This window comes from Streptomyces sp. NPDC051738 (genome assembly GCF_044453205.1).
In the GTDB taxonomy this organism is placed as follows: Bacteria; Actinomycetota; Actinomycetes; order Streptomycetales; family Streptomycetaceae; genus Streptomyces.
Map to the genome: position 1 here is coordinate 1 of NZ_JBITCM010000020.1, position 20,082 is coordinate 20,082.

Sequence of the window (20,082 nt, forward strand, 5' to 3'; positions counted from 1 at the left end):
CGGCTCGATCCACTTCGGATCATCCGCTGAGATCACCCCACCCATGCCCAGCCAACGCACCAACCGCCCCACCGGTTACGGGACAACCTCTAGGGGGTCGGGCCCGGGTGGGAGCGCCCAGGTGAGTGGGCTCAGGTGAGTGGGCCGGGGGGGCGGCGCGGCGGGGGCGCTCCGGCGGCGGCGCGAGACGCTGAGCGAAGGGCTGTTTTGGAGACTGCGGAGAAGAGGTTCGGTGGGCTTTCGGAACCTCAGAACAGCGGAAGCTGACCGGGGAACTCGGGCAGGACGTACCCGTCCAGGGCGGGCTGCGCGGCCCCGAGTTGTGCCAGTCGCCGTGATCCGGGACACGACACCAGCTGCCCGTTCTCCCGCGCGCCGGGCGGATCGTGCCGTGCGAACCGACCAGCGACGACCGCGATCTCACGCCGGCACTCGGGGCAGTTTCTGCGACGCGTCGTCATGGGGTTCAGTGTGCCCCGAGCGTGGTCCTGGGACGTGAAAACCCCCTCCGCTCTACGTTTCCGCAGATCGGAGGGGGTTTCTCTCAGCGTGGCGGCGCCAGGATTCGAACCTGGGAAGGCTGAGCCGGCAGATTTACAGTCTGCTCCCTTTGGCCGCTCGGGCACACCGCCGAGGTTGCTGCCGTTCGAACCGCTTCTTCGGCGGTGCTCCCTGGCAACGACGTAAACAATACCCGATGGGGAGGGGTGCTTCGCCACCCGATTGATCGCCTCCCGGGGGACCAGGGGTGGCTAGGCTTGTCCGGATGCGGCCCGGGGCCTCCCCCGGGCTCGGCGGCCACCCCCACGCCCGCCGATACGCACCCCACACGCACCCCGATACAAGGAGCCACAGGACATGGCCGACTCCAGTTTCGACATCGTCTCGAAGGTCGAGCGGCAGGAGGTCGACAACGCCCTCAACCAGGCCGCCAAGGAGATCTCGCAGCGCTACGACTTCAAGGGCGTGGGTGCCTCGATCTCGTGGTCCGGTGAAAAGATCCTGATGGAGGCGAACTCCGAGGACCGGGTGAACGCTGTCCTCGACGTCTTCCAGTCCAAGCTGATCAAGCGCGGGATCTCGCTGAAGGCCCTGGACGCGGGCGAGCCCCAGCTCTCGGGCAAGGAGTACAAGATCTTCGCGTCGATCGAGGAGGGCATCTCCCAGGAGAACGCGAAGAAGGTGGCGAAGATCATTCGCGACGAGGGCCCGAAGGGCGTGAAGGCTCAGGTGCAGGGCGACGAGCTGCGGGTCAGCTCGAAGAGCCGTGACGACCTGCAGACCGTGATCGCCCTGCTGAAGGGCCAGGACTTCGACTTCGCACTGCAGTTCGTGAACTACCGGTGAGCCACTGACCCACGGGGCCATACGGACTGACGGTTGCAGGGAATACGAGGAAGGGGGGGCGCCCGTCGGAGCCCACCCTTCTCGCCTGCTGGCCGCGGTCCGGGAATGTGCTGCGCTCACTCAGTTGCGCGAGTGGCCGAACAGGATGCGGTAGGCGATCAGGAGCACGAGCGAGCCGCCGATCGCGGCGGCCCAGGTGGCGCCGTCGTAGAAGTCCTTGGTGATCGGGTGGTCCAACCAGCGGGCCGAGATCCAGCCACCGATGAACGCGCCCGCGACGCCGATGATCGTCGTGCCGATGAAGCCGCCCGGGTCCCGGCCCGGCAGCAGGAACTTTGCGATGGCCCCGGCCAACAGCCCCAGGATGATCCAGCTGATGATCGTCATGCCCTGAACCTGCCCTTCCGCGCTGTGCTTTCACTGTCCGCACTGTGTGACTTCTGTGCGGACAGGCTGTGCCTGGCGCGACGTGCGTGTGCGCTGGCGCCGCATGCCGCTCGGCACTGAGTCCGGCTCGCGGCGCGCCTGTTCGTGCGCTGTTGAGGATGAGGACGTCACGGCGGCACTCCTCGGTTGCACTGATCAGTAGGGTTCGAGCCATGACAGGCTCAGATTCCACTTCCCAGCTGCGGCGCACCCTGGGGGTCGGGGACGCCGTGGTCATCGGGCTCGGCTCGATGGTCGGGGCCGGAATCTTCGCCGCCCTGGCGCCGGCCGCGCACGCGGCCGGATCCGGGCTGCTGCTCGGGCTGGCGGTGGCGGCCTTGGTGGCTTACTGCAACGCCATGTCGTCGGCACGGCTGGCCGCCCTGTATCCGGCCTCGGGCGGCACGTACGTGTACGGCCGCGAGCGGCTCGGGGAGTTCTGGGGGTATCTCGCGGGCTGGTCGTTCGTGGTCGGCAAGACGGCTTCCTGTGCGGCGATGGCGCTCACCGTGGGCGCGTACGTCTGGCCGGGGCAGGCACACGCTGTTGCCGTCGCGGCCGTGGTGGCGGTGACCGCAGTGGACTACGGCGGCGTCCAGAAGTCCGCCTGGCTGACGCGGGCGATCGTTGCGGTGGTCCTGGCTGTCCTCGCTTGTGTGGTGGTCGTGTGTCTGGGGTCCGGGGAGTCCGATGCCGGGCGCCTGGACGTCGGGGCCTCGGGGGGCGTGGGTGGGGTGCTGCAGGCGGCGGGGCTGCTGTTCTTCGCGTTCGCCGGGTATGCGCGGATCGCGACCCTCGGTGAGGAGGTGCGGGACCCGGCACGCACCATCCCTCGGGCGATTCCGCTGGCCCTTGGCATCGCGTTGGCGGTGTACGTGTGTGTGGCGGTGGCTGTCCTTTCCGTGCTGGGGGCGGAGGCTCTCGGGGACGCGGGCGCCCCGCTGGCCGACGCGGTGCGGGCGGCAGGGGTGCCGGGGCTGGCGCCCGTGGTGCGAGTGGGCGCGGCCGTCGCCGCGTTGGGCTCGCTGCTCGCCCTGATCCTGGGCGTCTCGCGGACGACGCTGGCCATGGCCCGCGACCGGCATCTGCCCGGTGCTCTGGCAGCCGCGCACCCGCGCTTCCAGGTGCCGCACCGGGCCGAGCTGGCCGTGGGTGCGGTGGTCGCGGTCCTCGCCGCCACGGTGGACGTGCGGGGCGCGATCGGGTTCTCCTCCTTCGGTGTGCTGGCGTACTACGCGGTGGCCAACGTGTCGGCCTGGACTCTCGACTCGAAGCCGACCGCGCGGGTCGTGCCGGCGGTGGGGCTCCTCGGGTGCGTGGTGCTGGCGTTCTCGCTTCCGGGGGTATCGGTTGTTGCTGGTGCGGGGGTGCTGGTGGTGGGTGTGGTCGCGTATGGGGTGCGGCGGTGGGTGGTGGAGCGGTCGGGTGGGCGGGGGCAGTAGGGCCGTAGGGCGGTATAGGGGTGGGGGTCGCTGGTGAGGGGGGCTAGTGGTGGCGGGTGTACGGCCGATTGGCACGAAGGAAAGGCAGCAGGCCGGAAGTGCAGCGGGGCGTAGTGGCACACCGGACGTCATCGAATAGCGCGCGGTAGCCGATATCCGTTGGGTAGCCGACGGATTCCTCTCGACAACGAGCCGTCCGATCAGCGCCCGACGATCCAGCCGGTAATCGCCGGTGCGCGCCTCCTCAGGACAGCGCCCGAGTCTCCGTCGTCCGTATGCGGAAGTCGGCCCAAGGGGCCATCTCCAGTTCCTCGTTCATCTCCTCGTACCAGCCCGTGCCGTCGGTCCAGGCGCTCAGCCAGTCTGTGAGGCTCGGGGCATCCACGTACCAAGCCTTGTCGGCGTCGTCGGCGTTCGGTTCGAAGAGCAGGACGGTGGCCTGGGGGTTGCGGCAGTCCACGCACGCGTACATCGCGCAGCCCCAGTGGGATATCGGCAGGACGCCTTCGGGCCAGGGCCAGTCGGGGGCCTTGCGGGCGTTCTCACGGTTGGTGAGGTACTGCGTGACGGCGGCGGGCTCGTCGGCCGGAGGGTTGTCGAGCAGGGGCAACAGGCCGTACTCCGGGCCGAATCCGCCGTCTCCTATGCGCAGGTAGAGGTCGGCGAGCAGTGGGGCAGGCGGAAGCCGAGGGCGGCCTCGGCACGGGCCAGGGTGGCCGGGTCCACGGGCTCGGGGAGTGAAGGCCAGCCCCACGGGCGGGTGTTGCGGGCCTTGGCCGCCAGCCTCGTCAGCAACTGCTCGTTCTCGGTCATGCATTCATGATGCAAGCCGCCGCTGACAGTCGGTCCGGCCTGTGGATAACCACCGAGTTGTGGAAAACCCCACGCCGGGCTTGGTCACCGCGCCGGTCGGCCAGGACCGACTGCCCCGGCCTGCTCGGCTACCAGCGTGACGCGAACGGCTGGTCCGTCGACACGATTTCGCGGCCCAGCGGGAACAGCGACACCGGGATCAGCTTGAAGTTGGCGATGCCGAACGGGATACCGATGATCGTGACGCACAGCGCGATGCCGGTGACGATGTGGCCGATGGCCAGCCACCAACCCGCGAGGATCAGCCACAGGACATTGCCTATGCAGGAGGGCGCTCCGGCGTCGCGGCGCTCGACGGTCGTGTATCCGAAGGGCCACAGGGCGTAGATGCCGATACGGAAGGCCGCGATGCCGAACGGGATACCGATGATGGTGATGCAGAGCAGGAGGCCCGCGAGCATGTAGCCGAGGAACAGCCAGAAGCCGCTCAGGACGAGCCAGATGACGTTGAGGATGGTCTTCACTGTTGGGGGCCTGCCATCTTTTCGAGCCGGGCGATACGGTCCGCCATCGGCGGGTGGGTTGAGAACATTTTGGAGAACCCCTGACCCGGACGGAAGGGGTTCGCGATCATCATGTGGCTTGCGGTCTCGATGCGGGGCTCGGGGGGCAGTGGGAGTTGCTTGGTGCCGAGCTCGAGCTTGCGCAGGGCGCTGGCCAGGGCGAGCGGGTCGCCGGTGAGCTGGGCGCCGGCGGCGTCGGCCTCGTACTCTCTGGAACGGCTGATGGCCAGCTGGATGAGCGTGGCCGCGAGCGGGCCCAGGATCATGATCAGCAGGAAGCCGAGGATGCCGGGGCCGTCGTCGTCATCGGAGCGACCGATCGGGATCAGCCAGGCGAAGTTGACCAGGAACATGATCACCGAGGCGAGGGCGCCGGCGACTGACGAGATCAGGATGTCGCGGTTGTAGACATGGCTGAGTTCGTGGCCGATGACGCCGCGCAGTTCGCGTTCGTCGAGGAGGCGCAGGATGCCTTCGGTACAGCACACGGCGGCGTTGCGCGGGTTGCGGCCCGTCGCGAACGCGTTCGGCGCCTCCGTCGGGGAGATGTAGAGGCGGGGCATGGGCTGGCGGGCCTGGGTGGAGAGGTCGCGGACCATGCGGTAGAGCCCCGGAGCCTCGAACTCGCTGACCGGGCGGGCGCGCATCGCGCGTAGCGCCAGCTTGTCGCTGTTCCAGTACGCGTACGCGTTCGTGCCCAGTGCGATCAGGACCGCGACGATGAGCCCCATGCGGCCGAAGAAGCTGCCGATGAGGATGATGAGTGCGGACAGTCCCCCGAGGAGTACTGCGGTCCTGAGCCCGTTGTGCCGGCGGTGCACGGTACGCCCTCCAAGTGGTGCGGCAGGGGAACCCTTTGCTGGTCGATCTCCGGTGCCACTGGTGCCGTGGTGTCACGTCCAGTGGACCCTTCCGTACTGGTCAACGCCAGGCGAGGGCCGCGGGTTCCCTTGGGCGTGCGGCGGCGGGCGTGGGCCGTCCGGGTGAGGGCGCCGGCATGCGGGTGCAGGGGCGTGGGTGCGTCACGCGCGAGGGCGTGCGTCACGCGCGCGGGCATGGCTCGTCACGCGCGCGTGCGGAATGCGCCAGGGCTCAGAAGAGTGCGGTGTCGGCGAAGCGCAGGATCAGCTGAGGCGCTCCGGACAGGGCGACGGCGACGACGCCGGTGAGGGCCATCGTGGCCGTCACGGGGGCGGGTACGAGGTGCTTGACCGGCTCGCCCTCGGGGGCACGGAACAGCAGGGCCGTCCACTGCAGGTAGTAGTACAGCGCGATCACGACGTTGACGGCCATGATCACGGCCAGCCAGCCGAGGCCGGCGTCGACGGCGGCGGAGAAGACGGTGACCTTGGCGAACAGACCGATGATGCCCGGCGGGAGTCCGGCGAGGCAGAGCAGGAAGAAGGCCAGGATCAGGGCGGACAGCGGGTTGCGCGCGTACAGGCCGCGGTAGTCGCTGATGCGGTTGAGGGGCTTCGTACGGCCGACGAGTGCGGCCACCGCGAAGGCGCCCAGGTTCACGGCGGCGTACATGAGGGCGTAGGCGACGGTGGAGCCGATGGACCGCTCGGCGTCGTCGGAGTACGCGGCCGCGGCGATCGGCACCAGGAGGTAGCCGGCCTGACCGACGGATGACCAGGCGAGCAGGCGTACCGCGCTGTACGCGCGCGTGGCCTGCTGGCGCAGTGCTCCGACGTTGCCGACGGTCATGGTGAGGGCGGCGAGCGCCGCGAGGGCGGGGCCCCAGACGTCGGCGTAGGACGGGAGGGCGACGACCGTGACGAGGATCAGGCCGGTGAAGCCGACCGCCTTGCCGACGACCGACAGATAGGCCGCGACCGGCAGGGGCGCGCCCACATAGGTGTCCGGCACCCAGAAGTGGAAGGGCACGGCGGCCGTCTTGAAGGCGAAGCCGACCAGGGTGAGAACGACTCCGGTCTGGGTGAGGATCTGGAGCTGTCCGTCGACGTTCTGGATCCGCTCGGCGATCTGCGTGAGGTAGAGGGTGCCCGTGGAGGCGTACACGAAGCTGATGCCCATGAGGCTGACCGCAGTTGCGGTGACCGAGGACAGGAAGAACTTCAGGGCCGCTTCCGAGGACTTGCGGTCGCCGTAGCGCAGACCGACCAGCGCAAATGCCGGGAGAGAGGCGACTTCAAGGGCGACGATCAGGGTCGCCAGGTCCCGGGAGGCCGGCAGGAGGGCGGCTCCGGCGGCCGAGGAGAGCAGCAGGAACCAGAACTCCCCTTCGGGGAGTCCCTTGTTGGCGTCCTTGAGCGCGGTGACCGAGAGGAGGGCCGCCAGGAGGGCGCCGCCGAGGACCAGGAACTGGATGACGAGCGTGAAGCGGTCGGCCGTGTAGCTGCATACGCCGGGGTCGCCGGTGAGGCAGAAAGTGGAGCGGTCACCGTCCAGCAGGGGCAGCAGCAGGAGCGCGGAGGCGGCGAGGCCCAGCACGGAAGTCCAGCCGAGCAGGTCCTTCTTGTGCTCCGCGACGAACAGGTCGGCGACGAGGACCACGAGTCCCGCGACCGCCGCGATGGTGGGCGGCGCAATGGCGAGCCAGTCGACGGACTGGACCAGCGACTCGGCCACGGGCTGGGCCAGGGAGCTCAACGGGTGCCTCCTGCGAGGAGCTGCTGCACGGCCGGGTCGGTCAGGCCGAGGAGGGTCTTCGGCCACAGTCCGGCAACGACGGTGAGGGCGACGAGCGGGGTCCAGGCCGCGAACTCGTACGTCTGGACGTCGGCGAGCTTCGGGGCTTCCTGCGGTACGGCGCCCATGCAGACGCGGCGGACCACGACGAGCAGGTACGCGGCGGTGAGCAGGGTGCCGAAGGCGCCGATCGCCATGAAGGTGAGGAAGGCCGGGCGGCTGAGGCCGGCGGCGGGCTCGAACGCGCCGAACAGCGCGAGCATCTCGCCCCAGAACCCGGCGAGCCCCGGCAGTCCGAGCGAGGCGACCGCGGCGAACGCGAGCAGGCCGCCGAAGCGCGGGGCCTTGCCGTACAGCGCGGCACCTGTCGTCTCGGCGAGGGCGTCGAGGTCGGTCGTGCCCGTACGGTCCTTCAGCGCGCCGACCAGGAAGAAGAGCAGGCCGGTGATGAGGCCGTGGGCGATGTTGGCGAACAGGGCGCCGTTCACGCCGGTCGGCGTCATCGTGGCGATGCCGAGCAGGACGAAGCCCATGTGGCCGACGGAGGAGTAGGCGATGAGGCGCTTGAGGTCGCCCTTCGCTCCCCGCTTGGCGAGGGCGAGGCAGGCCAGGGATCCGTAGATGATCCCGACGACGGCGAAGGCGGCGAGATACGGCGCGAAGTCGGCGAAGCCGTCGGGGGTGATCGGCAGCAGAATGCGGACGAACCCGTACGTTCCCATCTTCAGCAGCACGCCGGCCAGCAGGACCGAGCCGACGGTCGGCGCGGCGGTGTGGGCGTCGGGCAGCCAGCTGTGCAGCGGCCACATCGGCGTCTTGACCGCGAGCCCGATCCCGATCGCCAAAACGGCGATGACCTGCACGGATGCGGTCAGTGACCGGCCGTTGTCAGTGGCGAGTGCCACCATGTCGAATGTGCCCGCCTTGAGTCCGATCAGGAGCAGGCCGAGCAGCATGACCACGGAGCCGAGCAGCGTGAAGAGGATGAACTTCCAAGCTGCCGCGGCCCTGCCCTCGCCGCCCCAGCGGGCGATGAGGAAGTACATCGGGATCAGGACCATCTCGAAGGCGAGGAAGAAGAGGAGCAGGTCGAGGACGGCGAAGGTGGCGAGGGTGCCGGACTCCAGGACGAGCAGCAGTGCGACGAAGGCCTTCGGGGTCGGGCCCGAAGGCATCTTGAAGTACGAGTAGAGCGCGCAGAGGAAGGTCAGCAGCGCGGTCAGGACCAGAAGGGGGAGGGAGATGCCGTCGATGCCGAGGTGGAGGCGCACGTCGAGTGCGGGGATCCAGCTGATGTCCGTGCTGGCCTGCATCTTCGACGGCTGGTCGTGGTCGAAGCCGAGCGCGAGGACGATCGCGGCGATGAGGACCGCGCCAGTGACGGTGACACCGTGCCGGAGGACGGCCTGCTCGGGGGACTTCCTCTTCAGTCCGGGCGGGGCGGGCAGGAGAGCCGCGGCGGCGCCGAGGAGCGGGCCGACGACGACGAACGCCAGAAGGAACTGCATCACGGACTCGTTGATATCGATCACGCCTGCTCACGCTCCCGTGGCGACGAGGACGGCGGCAACCGCGAGGACGACGGTGCCGGCGAGCAGCGCGCTCACATAGGTCTGCACATTGCCGGTCTGGGCGCGCCGGACGGCGATGCCGAGCCAGCGGGGTAGAGCACCCGCCCCACGCACGTAGGTGTCGACGACCTCGCGGTCGAGGAACCGGACGAGACTGGCGCCGGCCTGCACCGGGCGCACGAACAACGCCCGGTACACGGCGTCGAGGTGGAAGCCGACGGCGGCGTGGCGGTGCAGCGGGCCGAGCAGGAGTCGGCCGGGGTCCGCCGGGTCGGGTGCGTAGGCGACTCCGCCGTACACGGGCGCGTGGCTGGCGATGGCCTCGGCCTCGACCTGAGCGGCGTCGCCCTCGGGGTGGGCCGCGACCGCACCCAGCGGGACGCGGGCGGCGATGGCCGTGGTGTGGCGCCAGGCCGCGTAGGTGACGATGCCGCCGATGAGGGCGACGCCCGTGCCGAGGACGGACGTGGTGAGGGTCGGGGCGAGATCGCGGCCGTCGAACCAGTCGGGCAGCGTGCGGTAGGCGAGCGCGCCGACGGCTAGGGACGGGACCGCGAGGACCCACAGCACCACGGTCATCGTCAGCGGCTGCCTGCCGTGGTCGGGTGCCTCGGCGCCCCGGCCGCGGAAGGCCAGCAGCCACAGACGCATCGCGTAGGCGGCGGTGAGCAGGGCCGTGAGCAGGCCGGCGACGAGGACGAGCCAGCCCGTGGCGCCGGGGACGCGCTCGGCGTGGCCGGTGGCGACGTGCTCGGCGGCGCCTAGGACGGACTCCTTGGAGAAGAAGCCGCTGAACGGCGGGATCGCGGCGAGCGCGAGGAGCGCCACGGTCATGGTCCAGAAGGCGTCGGGGACACGGTCGCGCAGGTGGGTCATGCGGGACATGGCGGCCAGCGAGTTGGTGCCGGCGGCGTGGATGATCACGCCCGCCGCGAGGAACAGCAGCGCCTTGAAGGCGCCGTGCGAGAGGAGGTGGAAGACGGCGGCACCGCGGTCGGCGACGGCGAGGGCGCCGGTCATGTAGCCGAGCTGGCCGATCGTCGAGTAGGCGAGGACGCGCTTGATGTCGTCCTGTGCGAGCGCGGCGAGGCCCGAGCCGATCATCGTGACGGCGGCCATGACGGCGAGGACGATCATCGCGGCCTGGGATGCCTCGAAGACCGGGAGGAGACGGGCGATGAAGTAGACACCGGCGGCGACCATCGTCGCGGCGTGGATCAGCGCGGAGACGGGAGTCGGGCCCGCCATCGCGTCGGGGAGCCAGGTGTGCAGCGGGAACTGCGCGGACTTGCCGGCCACGCCTGCGAGGAGCAGCAGGGCGATCAGCGTCGGGTGGTCGAGTCCACCGCTCGCGACGGTGCCGAGGACCTTCGTGATGCGGAAGGACCCGGCGTCGGTGGCGAGCGCGAACAGGCCGATGAGGAAGGGGACGTCACCGAGCTTGGTGACCAGGAAGGCCTTGATGGAGGCGGCGCGGGCCTCCGGGGTCTCCCAGTAGTGGCCGACCAGGAAGTACGAGCAGATGCCCATGATCTCCCAGCCGACCAGCAGCACCATCAGGTCGCCGGAGTAGACGACGAGCAGCATCGCGGAGGTGAAGAGGGAGACGAGCGCGGCGTACGAGGGGTAGCGCGGGTCCTCGCGGAGGTAGCCCGTCGAGTAGATCTGCACGCAGGTCGCGACGACGCCGACCAGGACGGCGACGAGGGCGGCGAATCCGTCGATGTACAGCGCGAGTTCGATCGGGACCGAGCCCGTGGGTGTGAGCTCGGTGGCGGCGTTGATCGCCTGGTCGCCGCCCTGGCGCAGGGCGACCACCGCGGCGAGCACGAGGGACGCGAGCGTCGGCAGGACGGCGAGCGGGCGGACGAAGCCGGGGGCGGTGCGGCCCAGGAGCAGGCCGGCCGCGGCGCCGAGGAACGGAAGGAGGGGGACGAGTACGGCGAGGGTGGTCGTGGTCACGCGGTGGCCTCAGCCTTCTCGGCCTGCGGGGCCGTGGAGGCGTCGCGGTCGGGGCCGTCGTCGTCGTGGCTCTCGGCGGTGTCGCGGAGCTTGTCGATGTCCGAGGTGCCGCGGTTGCGGTAGACGGCGAGGACGATCGCCAGGCCGATGCCGATCTCGGCGGCGGCGATGGTGATCGTGAACAGGGTCAGGGCCTGGCCGGAGTGCAGGGTCTCCTCGGCGGTCTTGCTGAGCCAGACGTCGAAGGCGACCAGGTTGAGGTTGACGGCGTTGAGCATCAACTCGACCGACATCAGGACCAGGATCGCGTTGCGGCGGGCGAGGACGCCGTACAGGCCGGTGCAGAACAGGAGGGCGGAGAGTACGGCGGGATAGGCGAGGTGCATCAGCGGGCGCCTTCCTGCTCGGCCGGATCGGTTCCCTGTACCGGCTTGTTCCGCCCGATCGGGTGATTACGGGAATCTGGGACGGATGAGGAACCACCGGTCACGGCACGGGAGTTCACAGGGGGAGAGCCCGACTCCGTCTTCGCCTTGCGGGACAGGACGATCGCCCCGACCAGGGCGGTGAGGAGGAGGACTGAGAGGGCCTCGAAGGGGAGGACCCAGTTCTGGAAGAGGCTCTCGCCGGTGGCCCTGGTGGAGCCTGCGGCGGGGCCGTCGAGGTCGATCCAGGTCGCGCGGAAGGCGTCGACGACCACCCAGATCAGGGTGGCCGCGGCGGCGACGGCCACGGTGAGGGCGGCCCAGCGGTTGCCGGAGTCGGCGTCCGGGGAGCGGCCGATGGGGGCCTTGGTGAGCATCAGACCGAACAGAAGGAGGACGACGACGGAACCGACGTAGATGAGGACCTGTACCCAGGCGATGAACTCGGCGGTGAGCAGGAGGTACTCGACGGCGAGGCCGCCCAGGGTGACCACCAGCCACAGGGCGGCGTGCACCAGCTGCCGGGTGGTGACGGTGACCAACGCGGCGCCGAAGGTGACCAGGCCGACGAGGAGGAAGGCGATCTCGACGCCGGTCGGGGAAAGGAAGCCGTGGGTCTGATCGGCTGCCGTGGTCGTGGCGTGCGCCGCTGTGGCGCCGACTGCGGCGAGGCTCACGACTCTCCCTCCTGCGGTTCGGCAGGCTCGGCCTGGGCGGCCGCCTGGGCGGTTGCCAGCTTCTCGGCGGTCTTGCGGGCGGCGGCGATCTCCTTGGGCTCCTCCGCGCCGGGGTCGAGAGCGGGCGGGGCCGGGACGGTCCACATCCACTCACGGAGCTTGTCGCGTTCGTGGGTGAGTTCGTGGATGTCGGTCTCGGCGTACTCGAACTCCGGGGACCAGAACAGCGCGTCGAAAGGACAGACCTCGATGCAGATACCGCAGTACATGCACAGGGAGAAGTCGATGGCGAAGCGGTCGAGGACGTTGCGGCTGCGTTCGCGGCCACCGGGGGTCGCCGCCGGGACGGTCTCCTTGTGGGAGTCGATGTAGATGCACCAGTCCGGGCACTCGCGGGCGCAGAGCATGCAGACCGTGCAGTTCTCCTCGAACAGACCGATCACACCGCGGGTGCGGGGCGGGAGGTCGGGCTGGGCGTCCGGGTACTGCGCGGTGACGGACTTCCTCGTCATCGTGCGGAGGGTGACGGCCAGGCCCTTGGCCAGGCCACTACCGGGGACCGACAGGCGGGGCCGCCCGGAGGGCGTCGTTGAGGGGCTGTGGTCGGGTGACGGGCGGGACATGGTTACTGGATCACCACCTTCACGACGCCGGTGAGGGCGATCTGGGCGAGGGAGAGGGGGACGAGGAGGGTCCAGGAGAGCTTCTGGAGCTGGTCCTCGCGCAGACGGGGGTAGGTGACGCGGAGCCAGATCACGATGAAGGCGAGGACCGCCGTCTTCAGCAGGGTCCAGACCCAGCCGAGGCCGTCGGCGCCCCAGGGTCCATGCCAGCCGCCCAGGAAGAGGACGGTGGTCAGGCCGCACAGGACGACGATTCCGGCGTACTCGGCGAGGAGGAAGAGGGCGAAGCGGAGACCGGTGTACTCGGTGTAGGCGCCGAAGATGATCTCCGAGTCGGCGACGGGCATGTCGAAGGGCGGGCGTTGGAGTTCGGCGAGGCCGGCGACGAAGAAGACGATCGCGCCGACGATCTGCCAGGGCAGCCACCACCACTCGAAGGCGTCAACGATGCCGGGGAGGGAGACGGTGCCGGCCGCCATCGCGACGGAGGCGGCGGTCAGCAGCATCGGGAGTTCGTAGGCGAGGAGCTGGGCGGCGGTACGCAGGCCGCCGAGAAGGGAGAACTTGTTGGCGGAGGCCCAGCCGGCCATGAGCGAGCCGAGGACGCCTACGCCCATGACGGCGAGGACGAAGAAGATGCCGGCGTCGATGACCTCGCCGACCGCGCCCTCGCCCGGGCCGATGGGGATGGCGAGGAGGACGAGCAGGTACGGGAGGAGGGCCACGGCGGGGGCCAGCTGGAAGATACGGCGGTCCGCTCCCGCCGGGACAATGTCTTCCTTCTGTGCGAACTTCACGCCGTCGGCGACGAGCTGGGCCCAGCCGTGGAAGCCGCCGACGTACATCGGGCCGAGGCGGCCCTGCATGTGGGCCATCACCTTGTGCTCGGTCTGACCGATGATGAGGGGAAAGGTGAGGAAGACGACGAAGACGATCAGGAGTCGCAGGGTGACGTCGAGTGCGTCGTTCACTGCGGGCCTCCGGCGGGGTCGGTGGGGCCGTCGGTGGGGTGGGTGAGGTCGGTGGGGTTGGTGAGATCGGTGGGGGCTGGCGAGTCCGCGTCCGCGGGGGTTGTCGTGGATTCGGACGGGGCGGGCTCGCGGGGAGCAGCACCGAGGGCTCGCTGGGCTTCGGTGGGCTCTTCGCCGGGTGCCGGGGTCTGGTCGGGGGTTACGGCCTGATCGGCTTCAGGTTCGTGCGTGACTTCAGGTTCGTGCGTGACTTCAGGTTCGTGCGCGACTTCGGGGGCGTCCGCGACTTCGGGGGCATCCGCGGTGGGCGGGCCGGACTCGCCAGGCTCGGACTGTGGCTCGGGCCGATCGGAGGCTGACTCCGACCGCGGCTCGTTTGCAGGGCGGGGCTCGCGGTCGGGATGCGTCTCGTGGCCAGAATGCGACTCGTGGTCGGGGCGAGGCTCGGCTTCGGCATCCGGTTGAGTCACGTCGGTCGCGGGCGCCGCGGAAGTCACGGGCTTCGTGCCGGTCTCCGGCGCAGGCTCGGCCTTGGTCTCCGGCGCAGGCTCGGCCTCGTCCACCGGCGCTGGGTCGGCCTCGTCCACCGGCGTCCGCTCGGCCTTGGTCTCCGGCGCCGGCTCGGCCGCGGCCTGCGGCTCGGGCTCAAGTTCAGCTCGTCCCTGGGGTTCGGGCACGTCGAAGGCTGGGCGGGCGTGGTGCCAAGGGGCGTCCGGGCTGCGGGGAGCCGTGGGGGGCTTCGGAGTGGTCGAGCGGGTCGCGGGCGGGGTGGCTTGGCCGTCCGCATCCACCGGCGTTGCGTCGGATGCCGTTGTGTCGGACGCTGCGGCGCCGGAAGCGGCACCCTGGCTCGCTGAACCCTCCGAGGCGCTGCGTGATCGGCGGGTTCCGGTCGGGGTGGAGCCCGTCCCAGGGCGCTGTGATGCCGAGCCCTCACCCGCGCTACGGGAACGCCGGGTCGGCGGCGGGGTACTGCTCGCGGTCGCGGAGGTGCCGGGCGGGGCCGTGTTCTGGCCATCGCCCGCTCCGCGCTCCTCCACTCCCGCACCCGTCGGGTCCGCGGACCCCTCGGCCCGCTGGCTCGCAGAGCCCTCGCCGGCGCTCCGCGCGCGGCGTGGCGAGGCCGCTGTCCCGGACACGGTCGGCTGCGTGCCGGCACTCGCCGGAGACGCGCCTGCCTCCGTCGCGGGCTCGGTACCCGCCGGAGACGCACCCGCCTCCGTCGCGGACTCGGCCCCCGCAGTGGCGGCCTGGCTGACCGAACCCTCGGCAGCCGTACGAGCACGCCGCGCCGAACTACCCGCCACGGGAGCTCCACCCGCCGAAGCCGAACCCTCCCCAGGAGCCCCGCTCTCCGGGACCGAACCCCCTGCAGGAGCCCCGCTCTCGGAAGCCGCGGACGCCGCCCCCTGCTGACTGACCGACCCTTCCGCCGCCGTACGAGCACGCCGCGCCCCTGCCGCCGGTGCTCCAGCCTCAGACGCGCCCACCTGGCTCGCCGAACCCTCGGCAGCCGTGCGAGCACGCCGCGCCGTACTACCCGCCACGGGAGCTCCACCCGCCGAAGCTGAACCCTCCGCAGGAACTCCACCCGTCGGCGCCGCAGCCTCAGACGCGCCCGTCTGGCTGGCCGAACCCTCCGCCGCCGTACGAGCACGCCGCACCGGCCGCTCCCCCGCCGCCCGTGCCGGGCGATCCCCGGCCGCGCGGCCCGCGCCCCTGGCCGGGCGGGCCGGGGCAGGGGGGAGTTGGCCCTTCAGGGGGCCCCATTCGTTCGGGTCGGGGACGCCGGGGGGCAGCATCTGGCGACGCTTCGGGCCGCCGTGCTCGGACTCGCCAGGCTCCTTGGCGCCGGGCCAGGCCTTGGCCACGCGGGCTGCCAGGACGAAGTCCTTGCGGAGGGGGTGGCCCTCGAAGTTCTCCGGGAGGAGCAGGTGGTCCAGGGCGGGGTGGTCGGCGAACAGTACGCCGAACATCTCGTGCGTCTCTCGTTCGTGCCAGGCCGCGCCCGCGTAGACGCCCACCGCCGAGGGCAGCGTCGGTGACTCGTGCGGGACCGTCGTACGTAGCAGCAGGCGCCGTACCGGAGAGAGAGCGGCGACGTGGGCAGCGACGCGGAAGCCCGTGCCCGGTTCGTCGACCGCGCTCAGCCAGTCGAAGTAGGTGCAGCCCAGCTCGTCACGGGCCGTCTCCAGCGCCGCGATCCAGGATGTCGGGGGTACGTCGACCGTCAGGACCTCGTACGACTCCTCAGCCGTGGCCTCCGAGCCGAAGAGGTCCTCGACGGGAGCGGGCAGCCAGCCGATCGTCGTCATCGGGCCGCCTCCCCCGCACTGCCAGTACCACCGGCCCCGGCAGCACCACCAGTACCAACAGTCCTGCTACCCCCACCAGCACCGCTGTCACCACCGGCCCCCGCCACCTCCGGCCCCCGCACCAGCCCACTCTGCAGCGCCGCCGTCGACGGACGCCCCGTCCCACCCCCGTACCGCTCCCCCAGCGACTCCCGCGCGATCTTCTCCTGGAGCTTCAGGATCCCCTGGAGCAGGGCCTCGGGGCGCGGCGGGCAGCCGGGGACGTACACGTCCACCGGGATGATCTGGTCGACGCCCTTGGTGACGGAGTAGGAGTCCCAGTAAGGGCCGCCGCAGTTGGAGCAGGCCCCGAAGGAGATGACGTACTTCGGCTCGGGCATCTGTTCGTACAGACGCTTCACGGCCGGGGCCATCTTGTCGGTCACCGTGCCGGAGACGACCATCAGGTCGGCCTGCCGGGGACCCGGGGCGAAGGGGATCACGCCGAGGCGGATGAAGTCGTGGCGGGCCATCGACGCGGCGATGAACTCGATCGCGCAGCAGGCGAGGCCGAAGTTGAAGACCCAGAGCGAGTAGCGGCGGCCCCAGTTGAGGATCACCTTCATCGGCTCGGGCGCAAGACGGGCCAACGCGCCCAGCCGCTTCGGCTCCGGGAGCAGAACCGGCTGCCCACTGGTGTCTGGCGTCACGTCCGTGCTGGTGTCTGGCGTCACGTCCATGCCAGGACGCCCTTCTTGTATGCGTAGAGCAGGCCCACGGCCAGGAAGCCGAGGAAGACGAACATCTCGACGAGCGTGGTCGCGCCGTAGCCGGGGTCGGCGAAGACCGTCGCCCAGGGGAAGAGGAAGATCGAGTCGATGGCGAAGATCACGTACAGGAAGGCGTACACGTAGTAGCGGACCTGGGTGTGGGCCCAGCCCTCGCCGACGGGGTCGACGCCGCATTCGTACGTCATCAGCTTCTCGGGCGTGGGGACCACCGGGCGCAGCAGTCGGCCCGCCCCGAAGGCGACGGCGACGAACAGCACGCCGATGGCGGCTAGCAGTCCGACGACCGAGTAGGACTGGAAGTAGTCCGCCGAGACGACGACGTAGTGCGCATCCGCCGCGACGACGACGGTCTGTTCCGACACGTCCGCCCCTCGCTCCCTGACCTCATGACCGATGCCCCAGGAAACAGGCCCTGAGACCAGTGTCCTGCGTTATGTGAACTCGTGAACTACCGGGATCACGTGAACTACTGGGATCACGTGAACATCGGTGATCCCGCGAACAACGGTGATCTCGTGAACACCACTGTTCGACGATCTGTACGCACGGGAGTCTAGGCCCTGCTAAAGACACCGTAAGCAGCCCGTCACGCGTTGAGATCTCGTCGAGATGCGACGGCCGGGTGCGGAGCCCGCTGGGAGGTGCGCGGCCCGGTCGAGTCGCGGGGTGGGGTTTTCCCCCGGAAGATCGCGGAGGTCCGCCTCATGGCGCGGCGGCGCACCGCGCGGCACGCTAGCCCATATGACCGAACGCCCCAGCCCATCGCGGGACGCCGCCGGGCGGCCCGACAGCGGCCGACCACCGCTGCCACCTGCCCGTTTCGCCTACGACCGGACCACCTGGAAGGAGATCGCGCACCTCCTGGCGAACCTTCCGGTGTCGGTGCTCGGCTTCGTCTACGTCACGACCGTGCTGTTCACCGGCGCCCTTCTGACGCTGACAGTGATCGGGGTCCCGCTGCTCGCGGCCGGACTGATCGGCGCGCGGCAGCTGGGCAAGCTGGAGCGGGCACGCGCGCGTGGGCTGCTCGGAGTGCGGGTGGACGAGCCGAGTCCGCTGCCGTTGCGCGGCGGCAGGGACGGCTTCTTCCCGCAGCTGTGGCAGGCGGTGAAGGACCCGGTCGGCTGGCGGACGATCCTGTACGACTTCATCCGGCTCCCTTGGGGAATCCTCACCTTCGCCATCACGCTGACCTCGCTGTTCGTGCTGTGGCCGGTACTGCCGTTCATCGCGCGCGGCCTGGCCAACGCGGACCGGGCGATGGTGCGCGGCCTGCTGTCGCCCTCCGACGAGTTGGAGCGCCGTATCGCCGAACTGGAGTCGGACCGTGGGGTCGTGGTGGACACGGCCGCCGCCGATCTGCGCCGCATCGAGCGCGACCTGCACGACGGCGCCCAGGCCCGTCTCGTCAGCCTCGCCATGGGGCTGGGCCTGGCCAAGGAGAAGCTCCTGGAGGACCCCGACCATGCCGCCGCGATGGTCGCGGAGGCGCACGGTGAGGTGAAGCTGGCCTTGCAGGAGCTGCGCGACCTGGCCCGCGGCATCCATCCGGCCGTCCTGACCGACCGCGGCTTGGACGCCGCCCTGTCGGCGGTCGCCTCGCGCTGCACGGTGCCGGTGAAGGTGACCGTCGATCTGCCGTCCAGACCGGCCGCGGCCATCGAGGGCATCGCCTACTTCACCGTCTCCGAGCTGCTGCAGAACATCAGCAAGCACAGCGGGGCGAAGACGGCGTCGGTCGATGTGTGGCGGTCGGAGAACCGGCTGCTCATACAGGTGTGGGACGACGGTGGCGGGGGCGCGCGCCTCGTCGGCGGTGGGGGCATGCGCGGGCTGGCCGACCGGCTGGACGCCGTGGACGGCCTGTTCGTCATCGAGTCACCGCTGGGCGGTCCTACGACGGTGGCCGCGGAGCTGCCCTGGCGGGACCGCGCCCTCGGGCAGGGGTAGGGAAAACCCCCCGTTCAAGACGCCGACGGCCTCCATGTTGCGCGGACCTGCGGCCTAGCAGGGTGGAGATAGGACGGCACAGCCCCGGCGGGGCTGACGGGACGAGGAGAATGGACGACGCCGATGGCCACGGAGTACGGACAGGGTTACGGGCAGGGGCTCGGTCTCCCCGAGCGCGGCCTTCCCGAGTACGGCGGCGAGCGACGGCACCGGCTACCGGCCGGGCTGCGGGCGCCGTTCGAGGCGCGCAGCTGGCGCGAGTTCGGGTACGTGCTGCTGAGCCTGCCGATCAGCATCGTGCTGTTCGTGTACGCCATCACGATGGTGTCGCTGGGCGCCGGACTGCTGGTGACGTTCCTCGGCATACCGGTACTGGCGGCGGCCCTGGCCGGCTGCCGCGCCTTCGGGGCGCTGGAGCGAGCACGCGCGCGTGCGCTGCTGGACCTGGAGGTGGCGGACCCGGAGCCGCTGCGGATGCGGCGGCGCGGCTTCATCGCGTGGGTGGGCGCCGTCCTGAAGAGCGGGACATCATGGCGGACGTTGCTGTACGCGGTGCTGCACTTCCCATGGGCGGTGTTCTCCTTCGTCGTCGCCGTGAACGTCTGGGCGTACGGCTGGGCGCTGCTGACGTATCCGCTGTGGTTCTGGGTCTTCCCGGTGTGGGCCGGTCAGGACGGCCTTCAGCTGTACGGCGACCAGACCCACGGCATCTACCTCGACAACCCCTTCGAGATCACGGTCACCGCCCTCGTAGGCCTGCTCTTCACACTGGCCACGCCTTGGATCGTGCGGGCGCTGACGATGGTCGACCGGCTGATGGTGCACGGCCTGCTGGGGCCGTCTCGGCTGGCCACGCGCGTGGTGGAGTTGGAGTCGGATCGCGGTGTCGTCGTCGATACGGCCGCCGCCGACCTGCGTCGCATCGAGCGCGACCTGCATGACGGTGCCCAGGCCCGCCTGGTCGCCCTGGCCATGGACCTGGGCCTCGCGAAGGAGAAGCTGGCGGAGGATCCGCAGGCGGCGGCACGGATGGTCGACGAGGCACACGGCGAGGTGAAGACGGCGCTGCAGGAACTGCGCGACCTGGCCCGTGGGATACACCCGGCCGTGCTGACGGACCGGGGGCTGGACGCCGCTCTGTCGGCGGTGGCCTCGCGCTGCACGGTGCCGGTGGAGGTGCAGGTCGACGTGGAGGAGCGGCCGGTGCCGGCGATCGAGGGGATCGCGTACTTCACGGTGTCCGAACTGCTCCAGAACATCAGCAAGCACTCGCAGGCCACCTGGGCGGCCGTGGATGTGTGGCGGGTGGAGAACCGGCTGATGCTGCAGGTCGTGGACAACGGGATCGGTGGCGCGGACGTCTCCGGGGGATCAGGCCTTGCGGGGCTGGCGGAGCGGCTGGACGCGGTGGACGGGATATTGGTCGCGGATTCGCCGGTCGGCGGGCCCACGCGGATTACGGCGGAGCTTCCCTGGCGGACTGTGTAGGGACCATGCCGTTCAACGCAAAGATCGTGCGGTCAGACGCAGGGACCGTGTAGTCAGCGCAGTCAGACGAATGCCATGGCCTGG

General features: G+C 70.3%; 18 protein-coding genes, 1 tRNA gene and 1 pseudogene. 4 read left to right on the top strand and 16 right to left on the bottom strand.

The window, feature by feature from the left end; translation table 11 throughout:
* Positions 1–248: 248 nt before the first annotated feature.
* Positions 249–461 (bottom strand): hypothetical protein, encoded by a 213-nt coding sequence (locus ACIA8X_RS35725; protein WP_393458767.1) that lies wholly within the window; start codon positions 459–461, stop codon positions 249–251.
* A gap of 89 nt (positions 462–550) precedes the next feature.
* A tRNA-Tyr gene (locus ACIA8X_RS35730) sits at positions 551–632 on the bottom strand.
* A gap of 226 nt (positions 633–858) precedes the next feature.
* Here ACIA8X_RS35730 and ACIA8X_RS35735 point away from each other — a divergent pair.
* The gene (locus tag ACIA8X_RS35735) at positions 859–1,347 is read left to right on the top strand and encodes a YajQ family cyclic di-GMP-binding protein (RefSeq protein WP_393458764.1); all 489 of its coding nucleotides are present in this window, start codon (positions 859–861) and stop codon (positions 1,345–1,347) included.
* A 120-nt stretch (positions 1,348–1,467) separates the two neighbouring features.
* Here ACIA8X_RS35735 and ACIA8X_RS35740 read toward each other — a convergent pair whose 3' ends face one another.
* Positions 1,468–1,734, bottom strand: a complete 267-nt coding sequence (locus ACIA8X_RS35740) for a GlsB/YeaQ/YmgE family stress response membrane protein (protein WP_393458762.1) — start codon at positions 1,732–1,734, stop codon at positions 1,468–1,470.
* A 212-nt stretch (positions 1,735–1,946) separates the two neighbouring features.
* Between ACIA8X_RS35740 and ACIA8X_RS35745 the strand changes: the two genes are divergently transcribed.
* Positions 1,947–3,215: an APC family permease gene (locus ACIA8X_RS35745; protein ID WP_393458759.1), complete on the top strand. Its 1,269-nt coding sequence runs from the start codon at positions 1,947–1,949 to the stop codon at positions 3,213–3,215.
* A gap of 244 nt (positions 3,216–3,459) precedes the next feature.
* Here the strand turns inward: ACIA8X_RS35745 and ACIA8X_RS35750 are convergent.
* From ACIA8X_RS35750 to ACIA8X_RS35810, 13 genes and pseudogenes are all read right to left on the bottom strand, one after another.
* Positions 3,460–4,028: pseudogene (locus ACIA8X_RS35750) on the bottom strand (SMI1/KNR4 family protein).
* Between the two features lie 128 nt (positions 4,029–4,156).
* The gene (locus tag ACIA8X_RS35755; protein ID WP_393458752.1) at positions 4,157–4,552 is read right to left on the bottom strand and encodes a YccF domain-containing protein; all 396 of its coding nucleotides are present in this window, start codon (positions 4,550–4,552) and stop codon (positions 4,157–4,159) included.
* Positions 4,549–5,412: a zinc metalloprotease HtpX gene (gene htpX / locus ACIA8X_RS35760; protein WP_393458749.1), complete on the bottom strand. Its 864-nt coding sequence runs from the start codon at positions 5,410–5,412 to the stop codon at positions 4,549–4,551. The genes ACIA8X_RS35755 and htpX overlap by 4 nt, the downstream gene beginning before the upstream one ends.
* A 271-nt stretch (positions 5,413–5,683) precedes the next feature.
* Positions 5,684–7,207: an NADH-quinone oxidoreductase subunit N gene (locus ACIA8X_RS35765; RefSeq protein ID WP_393458746.1), complete on the bottom strand. Its 1,524-nt coding sequence runs from the start codon at positions 7,205–7,207 to the stop codon at positions 5,684–5,686.
* Positions 7,204–8,778, bottom strand: a complete 1,575-nt coding sequence (locus tag ACIA8X_RS35770; protein ID WP_393458743.1) for a NuoM family protein — start codon at positions 8,776–8,778, stop codon at positions 7,204–7,206. Before ACIA8X_RS35770 ends, ACIA8X_RS35765 begins: the two co-directional genes overlap by 4 nt.
* Before the next feature lie 6 nt (positions 8,779–8,784).
* Positions 8,785–10,779, bottom strand: coding sequence for an NADH-quinone oxidoreductase subunit L (locus ACIA8X_RS35775; RefSeq protein ID WP_393458740.1), 1,995 nt, complete (start codon positions 10,777–10,779; stop codon positions 8,785–8,787).
* Positions 10,776–11,165, bottom strand: a complete 390-nt coding sequence (gene nuoK / locus ACIA8X_RS35780; protein ID WP_393458737.1) for an NADH-quinone oxidoreductase subunit NuoK — start codon at positions 11,163–11,165, stop codon at positions 10,776–10,778. Before nuoK ends, ACIA8X_RS35775 begins: the two co-directional genes overlap by 4 nt.
* Positions 11,165–11,881 carry an NADH-quinone oxidoreductase subunit J gene (locus ACIA8X_RS35785; protein WP_393458734.1) on the bottom strand — a complete coding sequence of 239 codons (717 nt, stop codon included), beginning with the start codon at positions 11,879–11,881 and terminating at the stop codon, positions 11,165–11,167. Before ACIA8X_RS35785 ends, nuoK begins: the two co-directional genes overlap by 1 nt.
* A complete protein-coding gene (locus ACIA8X_RS35790; protein ID WP_393458731.1) occupies positions 11,878–12,393 on the bottom strand; it encodes a 4Fe-4S binding protein in 516 nt (171 codons plus the stop codon). Before ACIA8X_RS35790 ends, ACIA8X_RS35785 begins: the two co-directional genes overlap by 4 nt.
* 113 nt (positions 12,394–12,506) lie before the next feature.
* Positions 12,507–13,475, bottom strand: coding sequence for an NADH-quinone oxidoreductase subunit H (locus ACIA8X_RS35795; protein WP_393458728.1), 969 nt, complete (start codon positions 13,473–13,475; stop codon positions 12,507–12,509).
* On the bottom strand, positions 13,472–15,790 hold the full coding sequence (locus ACIA8X_RS35800) for an NADH-quinone oxidoreductase subunit C (protein ID WP_393458725.1): 2,319 nt from the start codon (positions 15,788–15,790) through the stop codon (positions 13,472–13,474). The genes ACIA8X_RS35795 and ACIA8X_RS35800 overlap by 4 nt, the downstream gene beginning before the upstream one ends.
* Complete coding sequence (locus ACIA8X_RS35805; RefSeq protein ID WP_393458722.1) at positions 15,787–16,509, bottom strand: NADH-quinone oxidoreductase subunit B; 723 nt, start codon at positions 16,507–16,509, stop codon at positions 15,787–15,789. The genes ACIA8X_RS35800 and ACIA8X_RS35805 overlap by 4 nt, the downstream gene beginning before the upstream one ends.
* A complete protein-coding gene (locus ACIA8X_RS35810; protein WP_393458719.1) occupies positions 16,500–16,922 on the bottom strand; it encodes an NADH-quinone oxidoreductase subunit A in 423 nt (140 codons plus the stop codon). The genes ACIA8X_RS35805 and ACIA8X_RS35810 overlap by 10 nt, the downstream gene beginning before the upstream one ends.
* 379 nt (positions 16,923–17,301) lie before the next feature.
* Between ACIA8X_RS35810 and ACIA8X_RS35815 the strand changes: the two genes are divergently transcribed.
* Positions 17,302–18,510 (top strand): sensor histidine kinase, encoded by a 1,209-nt coding sequence (locus tag ACIA8X_RS35815; RefSeq protein ID WP_393458716.1) that lies wholly within the window; start codon positions 17,302–17,304, stop codon positions 18,508–18,510.
* 123 nt (positions 18,511–18,633) lie between these two features.
* On the top strand, positions 18,634–19,998 hold the full coding sequence (locus tag ACIA8X_RS35820; RefSeq protein WP_399460044.1) for a sensor histidine kinase: 1,365 nt from the start codon (positions 18,634–18,636) through the stop codon (positions 19,996–19,998).
* Positions 19,999–20,082: the final 84 nt, after the last annotated feature.

Bases quoted from the DNA above. Each gene is read 5' to 3' on its own strand.
- ACIA8X_RS35725 (WP_393458767.1), bottom strand. From the start codon at position 461: ATGACGACGCGTCGCAGAAACTGCCCCGAGTGCCGGCGTGAGATCGCG.
- ACIA8X_RS35735 (WP_393458764.1), top strand. From the start codon at position 859: ATGGCCGACTCCAGTTTCGACATCGTCTCGAAGGTCGAGCGGCAGGAG.
- ACIA8X_RS35740 (WP_393458762.1), bottom strand. From the start codon at position 1,734: ATGACGATCATCAGCTGGATCATCCTGGGGCTGTTGGCCGGGGCCATC.
- ACIA8X_RS35745 (WP_393458759.1), top strand. From the start codon at position 1,947: ATGACAGGCTCAGATTCCACTTCCCAGCTGCGGCGCACCCTGGGGGTC.
- nuoK (WP_393458737.1), bottom strand. From the start codon at position 11,165: ATGCACCTCGCCTATCCCGCCGTACTCTCCGCCCTCCTGTTCTGCACC.
- ACIA8X_RS35790 (WP_393458731.1), bottom strand. From the start codon at position 12,393: ATGACGAGGAAGTCCGTCACCGCGCAGTACCCGGACGCCCAGCCCGAC.
- ACIA8X_RS35800 (WP_393458725.1), bottom strand. From the start codon at position 15,790: ATGACGACGATCGGCTGGCTGCCCGCTCCCGTCGAGGACCTCTTCGGC.
- ACIA8X_RS35805 (WP_393458722.1), bottom strand. From the start codon at position 16,509: ATGGACGTGACGCCAGACACCAGCACGGACGTGACGCCAGACACCAGT.
- ACIA8X_RS35815 (WP_393458716.1), top strand. From the start codon at position 17,302: ATGACCGAACGCCCCAGCCCATCGCGGGACGCCGCCGGGCGGCCCGAC.
- ACIA8X_RS35820 (WP_399460044.1), top strand. From the start codon at position 18,634: ATGGCCACGGAGTACGGACAGGGTTACGGGCAGGGGCTCGGTCTCCCC.